This is a genomic window from Psittacicella hinzii (assembly GCF_003585935.1).
Taxonomy (GTDB): domain Bacteria; phylum Pseudomonadota; class Gammaproteobacteria; order Enterobacterales; family Psittacicellaceae; genus Psittacicella; species Psittacicella hinzii.
The window spans coordinates 69,938-79,428 of the sequence record NZ_NRJG01000023.1 but is presented as its reverse complement, the minus strand read 5'-3'; the positions used below and the strand labels follow the sequence as shown (position 1 = coordinate 79,428).

The 9,491-nt window shown below is 35.7% G+C and carries 3 protein-coding genes; 1 reads left to right on the top strand and 2 read right to left on the bottom strand.

All coding sequences use genetic code 11. The features are described 5' to 3' along the window. Positions 1 to 1,050: 1,050 nt before the first annotated feature. Positions 1,051 to 2,823, top strand: coding sequence for an adenine deaminase (gene adeD, locus CKF58_RS01525; RefSeq protein ID WP_119530230.1), 1,773 nt, complete (start codon positions 1,051 to 1,053; stop codon positions 2,821 to 2,823). A gap of 369 nt (positions 2,824 to 3,192) precedes the next feature. Here adeD and CKF58_RS01520 read toward each other — a convergent pair whose 3' ends face one another. Together CKF58_RS01520 and CKF58_RS01515 are read right to left on the bottom strand one after the other, a co-directional pair. Beyond that, entirely contained in the window at positions 3,193 to 5,847 is a 2,655-nt protein-coding gene (locus CKF58_RS01520) for an ATP-dependent Clp protease ATP-binding subunit (RefSeq protein ID WP_119530229.1), read from the bottom strand. Positions 5,848 to 7,014: 1,167 nt separating this feature from the next. Next, positions 7,015 to 9,210, bottom strand: a complete 2,196-nt coding sequence (locus tag CKF58_RS01515; RefSeq protein WP_222987652.1) for a TonB-dependent receptor domain-containing protein — start codon at positions 9,208 to 9,210, stop codon at positions 7,015 to 7,017. Positions 9,211 to 9,491: the final 281 nt, after the last annotated feature.

Below are 9,491 nucleotides of genomic sequence, written 5' to 3'. Positions count from 1 at the left end.
GTTAGCATGTAAGAACACCTAAATCCACTTTTACCTATTGAGAAAATTCTATTTTTTAGAAGAGTTTATCTAGCAAAAAACAATGCTTCAACTAATAATATCTTTTTAATTTTGTCAATAAATTTTGTCATGTGGGTATCAATTATTCTGTATAAATAGTACCTCTTACAACTTAGCAACAACCTTCCTATCTCAAACAAATTTATTTAAAAATTTAAGCTTTTATTAACTTATTCAGTTTGCGCTCTACCTCTGCCACCTCAATCTCAAATAAAAAACTAACATTTTACCCAACTAAAACAAACATATAACTTACAAATGAAAGATTTTAATAAATATAAGTTCTTGAATATTTATTAAAACCCTCAAAGCCGCCCTAAATTTATAGTCTTACACCAGCTTCACACCACCTAAAAAATAAACTTTTGACAACACACCATCACAGCAATAAAGATCTTTTGATATAAAGTAAGCCTTAAATTTAAATATTATTGCTTATTTATTGTTTAGAGATTAAATTTTTATTTTGCCTGTGGCATAATATTCCTCAATCTATATAAGCAACTTTGTCTTACGCATCAAATTAAAACAACTTTGCTCTTCTTACTCATGGTTTTTATCTCTTGATGCGTAAGCACAAGTTTTTACTTCTTTCCCAGTAACTGACAAACACAGGCCTAGTTTTTAAGTTACTGTTTTTTGCTATCTAGCAATCCTAGACCAAGTATGTGCATTTGTTCATCAACATACATCTTTCCGGTCGCTTTAACCCCTATTCTGTCTAAAATCTAGTTTGTCTCCTTAAAAGCCTAGTGTTCCTAGAGCTTAGTTTTTTATAAGCAAAATTTGCTTCTAAGGAGAAATTTATAGGAAATAAGATAAAGTGACACCCCTCTAAGATTTATGTTGATGCACAAGAAAGATACTTGTGCACTAGATACTTGTGAACTTTTACTACTTAATTACTGATTTGCTTGTCTTTTTATGAAGACAAAAATTTAAGCTAGCAATTATTGCTAGCTTTAATTTTACACACTAAAGGATAATGTCATGCAACACAAATATACTCAAGAATTAGATCGTCAAACGCTTCTCGATCTTCTAGCTGTATCTCGTGACCAAGCACCTGCTGATTTACGTATTGATAACGTAAAGATTATGAACTTAGTATCTGGTGGTTATCTTGATGGTCCGATTGTGATTAAGCATGGCTATATTGTAGGTTTTGGTGCTGAGTATAAAGAGCAACCTGCCAGTCAAGTTATTGACGCGCAGGGCAAAGTAGCCGTACCAGGCTTTTTTGACGCTCACTTACATATTGAATCTTCTTTAATGACACCCCAAACCTTTGAAGCAGCCACTTTACCTAAAGGGGTTACTACTATTGTTTGTGATCCGCACGAGATAGTTAATGTGATGGGGAGTCAGGGCATGGATTGGTTTGTCAACTCAGCTTCTCAAGCAATCCAAAACCAATTTGTGCAAGTAAGCTCATGTGTTCCGGCTTTACCAGGTTGTGAAGTTAATGGGGCAGAGTTTACGCTTGAACAAATGGCAACTTATCGTAACCATCCGCATGTCCTTGGTTTAGCAGAAATGATGAACTTTCCAGGTGTAGTACATGGTGATGCTTTAGTGTTAGATAAACTTGCTGCCTTTGCAGGACTAACTCGTGATGGTCATGCACCTATGGTACGTGGACGTACTTTAGATGCCTATATCAGTGGTGGCATTAACAATGATCACGAATGTACAACCTACGAAGAAGCATGTGAAAAACTAGCTAAAGGACTTACTATTTTTATTCGTGAAGGATCTGCAGCGCGTAACTTAAATGCTCTAGCACCAATTTTAAATGAGTACTCTTCGGCAGCAGTTTGCTTATGTACCGATGATCGTAATCCGTATGAAATTGCTCATGAAGGTCATATTGATTCATTAATTCGTCGTCTTATTAATCAACATCAAGTTGCTCCCCATGTGGCTTATCGCGCGGCAAGTTTAACGCCAGCTAATCACTTTGGTTTAAAACGTTTAGGTTTAATTGCTCCAGGACGTAAAGCTGATATTGTACTCTTAAATGATGTTGAACAAGTAGATATTGCTCAAGTATTTATTGGTGGTAAAGATGTTGCGAGTTTAGATTTAGTTGCTAATGCTCATCAACGCTACTTAAATTCAAATCCACCAGCCTTTAATACGATCGTTCGTAATAAAGTGGAAGCTAGTGAGTTTGCTTTAAACTTCGCAGCAGGTAAAAAATACCATGCTATTCGTGTAATTCATAATGAAATCATTACCGGTTCATATGTAGTTACTTGTACAGGCGTTAATGCTCAAGGACAACCTACTTTTGATCAGGATTGTTGCTTAATTACGGTACTAGAACGTTATGGTAAACAAACTAAACCAGCTATAGCTCTTTTAACTGGTTCTGGTTTACAAACAGGAGCTCTAGCGTCATCGGTTGGACATGATAGTCACAATATCGTAGCTATTGGTGCTAATCCAGAAGAACTAGCAACTGCAGTTAATGCCATTATTGATACAGCTGGTGGCTTTAGTGTCGTACAGGGACAACAAGTAACGGCTCATTTAGATTTACCTATTGCCGGTCTGCTATCTCCAGCCCCTGCGGCGCAAATTGAAGAGCAAATTGAAAAATTAAAGACTGCGGCTTTAGCTTGTGGCTTAACCTTAGAAGAACCATTTATCCAACTTTCGTTCTTATCATTACCAGTAATCCCAAGCTTAAAACTTACTTGTAATGGCTTGTTTGATGTAAATCAATTTAAGTTTGTAGAACTAGAAATTCAGGATTAATAACCATCCTCCTTTAAGAGAGTAAGGTCGTAATAGGATGGTTTTACTACTTTTAACCACTTAAGTCACTTCTAATTAAATTACTTTAAGTCATCACTTTTAACCACTTTAAGCCACTTTTAACTACTAAAATTTTATACTGCATTGATTTCGTAGCAATCAACAAAACTACTTTTAACCTTAAGATTTACATTTAGATTGACATATATCCTACGTGAAATTTTTTAACGTACTATTGATCCCAGCTCTTAAAATTGCTTTTAGTAGCTGGGATTTTTATTTTATGAATCGACTAAGCCCCAGTTATGAGACCATAACTGGGGCTTAGTGTTAAATTAGTTAGATTAGTTAAATTAGTTCTTGCCAAAATTAGTAGAACACTTCTTCAGCTGGAGCAGCACTTACGGTAAAGATTAATGGTTCTACATCGTAAGAAGTATCTTCATTAATCCATGCTGGATTTTTACTTACAGTAATATGTGAATGTTCTGGAGCTTGACCACTAATAATTAAGCGTGATAATGGGTTTTCAATGTGGTTAGTGATTACACGTTTTAATGGACGTGCACCAAACTCACGATCATAACCAATTTCACATAAGAAGTCTAGTGCAGAATCTTCAACAATTAAACGTAATTCTTGGAAGCGTAGACGATCGTTTAGACGATTTAATTGGATATTGGCAATTAGTTTCATATCCTCTTTCGCTAAAGGATGGAATACTACGATATCGTCGATACGGTTTAAGATTTCTGGTTTTAAGTATTGTTTCAAAATACCTAATTCCATATCTCTTAATTGTTCGTAAGGCATGTCCGCATTTTCCATAATCTCACGACTACCGATATTTGAAGTCATAATAATTACGGTATTACGGAAGTTCACTACACGACCTTGACCATCGGTTAGTTGACCGTTATCAAGAATTTGTAAGAATACGTTAAATACGTCTGGGTGAGCTTTTTCAACTTCGTCGAATAACACAATCGAATATGGATTACGACGTACCGCTTCAGTTAATTGACCACCTTCTTCGTAACCAACATAACCTGGAGCAGCTCCGATTAAACGAGATACTGTGTGTTTTTCCATGTACTCAGACATATCAATACGCACAATATTTTCGTCATTATCGAATAGTTGATAAGCTAAAGCTTTAGCTAATTCAGTTTTACCAACCCCTGTTGTACCTAAGAATAAGAAGCTACCAAGAGGTTTTTTATCATCTTGGATATGCGCACGTGAACGACGTACGGCATTAGATACTACACGGATTGCTTCTGGTTGTCCAATTACAAACTGACCTAGAACGTTTTCTAAGTTAAGAAGTTTTTCTTTTTCTGATTGTTGTAATTTACTTAATGGAATACCAGTTTGTTGGCTAATGATTTCGGCAACTTCTTTTTCAGTTACACGAGTACGAATTAACTGATAATCAAAATCTTCATTACCAATTTGTTCTAGTTGTTTTTCTAGACTTGGTAAATCTTGATAGCGAATACGTGATGCTGTTTCATAATCACCACTTTGTTGTGCACGTTCAGCTTCAAGTTTTAATTTTTCGATTTTAGTTTTTAAATCTTGATCAGCATTTAAACGTGATTTTTCGCTATTTAAGATTTCTTTTAATGAGTCGTACTCTTGTTCTTTAGTTGCAATTTCGGCTTCAACTTTAGCTAGACGTTTTCTACTTTCATCGTCTTCTTCTTTCGATAAGGCAAATTGAGAGATTTTTAACTCATCAATTTCATTATGTAAGCGCACCATTTGTGATGGTTCTGAAGAGATTTCCATACTAATTTTTGATGCAGCTTCATCGATTAAGTCGATAGCTTTATCCGGTAAAGTACGATCAGTAATATAACGGTTTGATAAAACCGCAGCGGCTACGATTGCTGAATCGGTAATTTGCACTTTGTGGTGTAATGAGTAACGTTCTTTTAGACCACGTAAGATGTTAATTGTATCTTCTACACTTGGCTCATCTACCATTACTTTTTGGAAACGACGTTCAAGTGCTGAGTCTTTTTCAATATACTGACGGTACTCATTGAGAGTTGTTGCCCCAATACAGTGAATTTCACCACGTGAAAGTGCTGGTTTTAGTAAGTTACCTAAATCCATGGCACTGTCACCAGTTTTACCTGAACCTACGATTTGGTGTAACTCATCAATGAAAAGAATAATGTTAGTTGATGAACTTTTAAGTGCATCTAACATTTTCTTAATTTTCTCTTCAAATTGACCGCGGTATTGTGTACCACTCATTAACGCACCAAGATCAAGGCTTAGAATACGTGCGTGTTTTAAACTTTCAGGCACATCACCTTTAACGATTAATTGCGCAATACCCTCAACAACGGCAGTTTTACCAACCCCCGGTTTACCAATTAACACTGGGTTGTTTTTACTACGACGTTGCAAAATTTGTAAAGCACGGTTAATTTCTTCGTGACGACCGATAACTGGATCTAGTTTACCTTGTTCTGCGAGTTCTGTTAAGTCAGTTAAGAAAGCTTTTATTTCATCACTTAGAGCATTATCATCTGATGAATCAACGGTACGTCCTTGACGTAAGAACTGAATAGTTGCTTCGATGTTTTTCGCTGTGAAGTCATCTTTTTGCGGTAAAGATAAGAACACATTACGTAAAGCGTTGTTGTGATTTGTATCTTCAACTACAGCTAATAAATATAACTCTAATGACGCAAATTTATCATTAAAACGACTTGTTAGCACTACCGCACGATTTAAGTGTTGCGCTAACATGGCATCGGCTTCTTTAGCAACAGTGTTATCTGAAACTGTAGGTAAAGAACCTAATTTTTGTTCTACGGCACTATTTACTGAGGCAAGGTTAACCCCCATGGTACTAATTAAGCTTGAAAGTGGGTTAGCTTGACTTTCTAAAGCCGCTTTCATCATGTGTAAGTCAGTAACTTGTGCATGTGAAGCTGCATCGGCAATTTGTTGTGCCCTTGTAAAAGTATTAATTAAAGAGTTGGTGAATTTTTGTTCAGCCATCTTAAATCCTTCCTTATTTTTATTTTTGTTTTTCGTTTTTATTTTTTCTCATGGTTATTATACGCCTTATGTGCTCTGATGTCAGCTATTAAACTGTCTTTTCTTCTAAAAAAGTTCATCTTTTTCACAAATAGACTGCTAAATGTAAAGATCTTTGACGTTTCTAATAAACATTAGAAAAAATAAAAGTACGTTGCATACAAACCAAATCACTACCAAATTAGCTATCAATTTAGTAATCAAATCAACAACCAAATTAACTATCAAATCAACTACATCAATAACCAAAGCAAATACCAAATTCACTCCAATTAAGATTACATGAGGTAATTTTTTAGATAGATGAAGCAACTTCTTAGATGGAAGGAGCAAATTCTTAAAGATATGGAACTACTTCTTAAAAAGATGGAGCAGCTCTTAGAGTTAAGCGCTTTGCTCTGGGCATTGATCTGCTTTTGTTTGCTGTTGTCTGCTGTTACTTGCAACTTGCTTATGTTTGGTAGGTTCTAGTTTTGCTGCTTGTTTTTCTACATAAGTTATAGCGCTAACTTTTAGATATTCAAGCGTCTAAACGCAAAAATTTATAAAAATTTTCTATCTATTTCTAAATTAATACAAATTTTAACCATAAATTTAAACAAAATTTAATATTTAGACGTTTATTTACACAAGTCAAATTAATAAAACACTTTCTTCAATCTTCTAGTTTTAGTATTGACTATATTAATTAACTGTATAAATTTTACATACTCTCATAACAAATAAGGAAAAACTCCCAATCACATAAATGTAATTAGGAGTCAGTTCTTAATCCCACAATTAAAAACTATGAGTTTATGTCAACTTAAACTTATATGGTGAAAGTAAAGAATCTCTAAGTCAATGCTAAGCCACTTTAGCCCCTCAACTATTGAGGCTTAGGCATCAACTTATCTTCTAGAGCTAGTTGCGAGAAGAGCTTAGCACTCCAGATTTTGTTCACTATAGTTATGCATCTTTGAGTTTTGTGCTCTCTCGTCTTGTACTCTTGATATTTGTACTATTGATATTTATATTCTTGATATTTGTACTATCGAGATATGTCGGTTATTTAAAGAGATATTTGCTTAGCTCTTTCTTAAAGATTGTATGAAAGAACTTTCCATACGCACTTTAGCTACTTCTCTCTTAGAAGCTATATTTAGCTGTAACATAATAGGTACGACCTAGTTGGGTAAATGATTTCCAGTTATCAGCATTCACTCCAGAAATCCCACCATTAGCTTCAAAGAAGTTCGTATAGTAGTAAGAAATGTCTGACCAATCTACGTACTGTGCATTAAAGAGATTGCTCACTCCTACCCCTAACTCAAGATTAGCACTTGGACGCCAATATAAATCTACATCTACTTTTGAATAGGCTGTAGTTGGGTTGTACATACTTGTACCTACATTCAGATCTGAGGTTTGACGTGTATCAGTCCAAGTCCAATTTACTCGCGCACTCCAATCTTGACGTTCATAACTTAAAGCTAAGTTTGTGCGTAGAGGATCAACTGAGTTTAGACCGGTTTTCTTAATGCTTTGTGAAGCTTGATCCCAACCATGTTGATTCCCTCTTGTCCAAGCTAGACCTGCTTGTAAGTAGAGATCTTGAGATAAACGAGCCTTACCATTAAAGGTTAAACCATAAGTTTTAGCAGAGTCGGCATTGGTATAGGTGAAGTAAATTCCACTATCTATACGACGAGTAATAAAGTTTTTATACTTCGAAACAAAACCACTTACTTGGTAATTAAAGTCTGGTGTTTGTCCTTTAAAACCTAGCTCAAAGTTACGTGAACTTTCAGCTTTAAGATTTGGATTACCTAAAAGGTAAGTGTTGTTACCGCGGTTAAAGTAACCATAGAGTTGTTGTACTGATGGAATACGATAACCTAAACTTAATTGTGCATAAGGTACTAACCAAGAGGCAACCTTATAGTCCAGATAAAGTTTCGGCAGTAAACGAGTTTTACTAACCTTAGTTAAACTACCATACGAGCCAGTCAGACTAACCGCTTGCGTATAACCATCACTGGTTCTCGGTTTTACGCTATAGTGCATAAAGCTTAAGGTTGGTTTTACGGTTAAACCTTGCCATTTAAGCTCATCGATGAAATATAAATTGGTCGTCAACACTTGCGATTTAGGAATAGGTTTATAACTGCTAACCGTATTACCTACCGTTTGCGTATAACCAAAATTAGCTACATTACGCTCAAGCACTAAGCCATAACGTAAAGTTTGTAACGCACCTAGACGTTGCACGGCTTGGCTAGAAAGGTTTAAGGTTTTAAACTCATACTTACCACGTGATTGAGTAGTAGTAAAAGCCATATTCGCACTAACACTAGATGTACTTGCTGTCGCATTTTCACGATAGTTACGAGTTTTCGCGACTGCATAAGTTAAGCTTGATTGTACTAACAGATTATCACTAGTGTAATCATGACTAAAACTTACTCGTTGACGCGTATTCTTATCATTAGTAAAAGCATAATCGGTATAAGTACTTACCCGACGTACCGTTGCAAAACCTACATTAGATAATTCATTGGTGTAACTTTTATCACGTAGATATTCATAAGTAAGACCTAGACGCTGCTGCTCATTTAAGCTATAAAAATGCTTGGTTAAGAGATAGAAGCGCTTATTGTCTTGAGGATTAGGTTGTTGACGATTTGTCCCTGTAGCAGGAGTATAAGCTTGGGAATTATTTTTTACTTCGTGCCCTTGACGATAGGTCGTAAGAATACTACCTTCGTAATTTTGCCATTGCCAAGCATAGGCAAGTGAGCTTACATATGAACTGTCGGTCGAATCATACTTCCCGTAAACATAACCACCTTGCGCTTTCCCCTGACGAATATCAGCTGGATCTAAGGTTCGAAAATCTATACTCGCGCCTAAAGAACCTTGTTTATTACCCGCCAGATCTAAAATTGCACTTTTGAGGGCTGTGGTTTCTAACATTACGCCACGTCCCCAAGACATTACTTTGAGTTTACCTGACCAAAAACGAGATTCTAAGCCTTCACCTAGAGAAACCCCGTCCAAAGTAAGTGCTACACGATTACCCTGTAAGCCGCGAATATTTATCGAAGCTTCACCATCACGTTGACGCTGTCCTTTAGTAACCGAAACACTTAAATCATTACCAAAAAATGATTTTAAGGTGCCTAAATTAGCAGTCGTGGTAGTTAGAGTATTAGTTGTAGCCGTATTAGTACCGGTGACCGTAATTGTAGATAGAGTAGTGCTGGTTGTATCAGCATGCACTACCCCTAAGGTCATAGCCGCTAGAGCACTAGCGACTAATGTGAGCGTGAAAGTTCTTTGCATGCGCATAAAAGTTAAAATTAGAGTGATTACAAAATTAGAGTTACAACTCAAGTTCTACTGAAGAGTTTACAAACTACAAAGTAAACTAAGAGAAAACTGTGAATTTCTAAAGTTCAAAAGTAGGGAGTATGTAAACTAAGTTTAAAGATTGTTTATAAACTTAATAGTTACAAGCTTGATTAAACAGCAAGTGCAGCGTAAAGCTAGAGTGATTTACTAATTGCTCAGATGAGTGATTACTTAACTGCAAACTAAACTGAACCTACCATTTAGAGGTCTCA

What these genes read in the sequence shown, in the direction of transcription:
- adeD (WP_119530230.1), top strand. Translation starts at nt 1,051, where the DNA reads ATGCAACACAAATATACTCAAGAATTAGATCGTCAAACGCTTCTCGAT.
- CKF58_RS01520 (WP_119530229.1), bottom strand. Translation starts at nt 5,847, where the DNA reads ATGGCTGAACAAAAATTCACCAACTCTTTAATTAATACTTTTACAAGG.
- CKF58_RS01515 (WP_222987652.1), bottom strand. Translation starts at nt 9,210, where the DNA reads ATGCAAAGAACTTTCACGCTCACATTAGTCGCTAGTGCTCTAGCGGCT.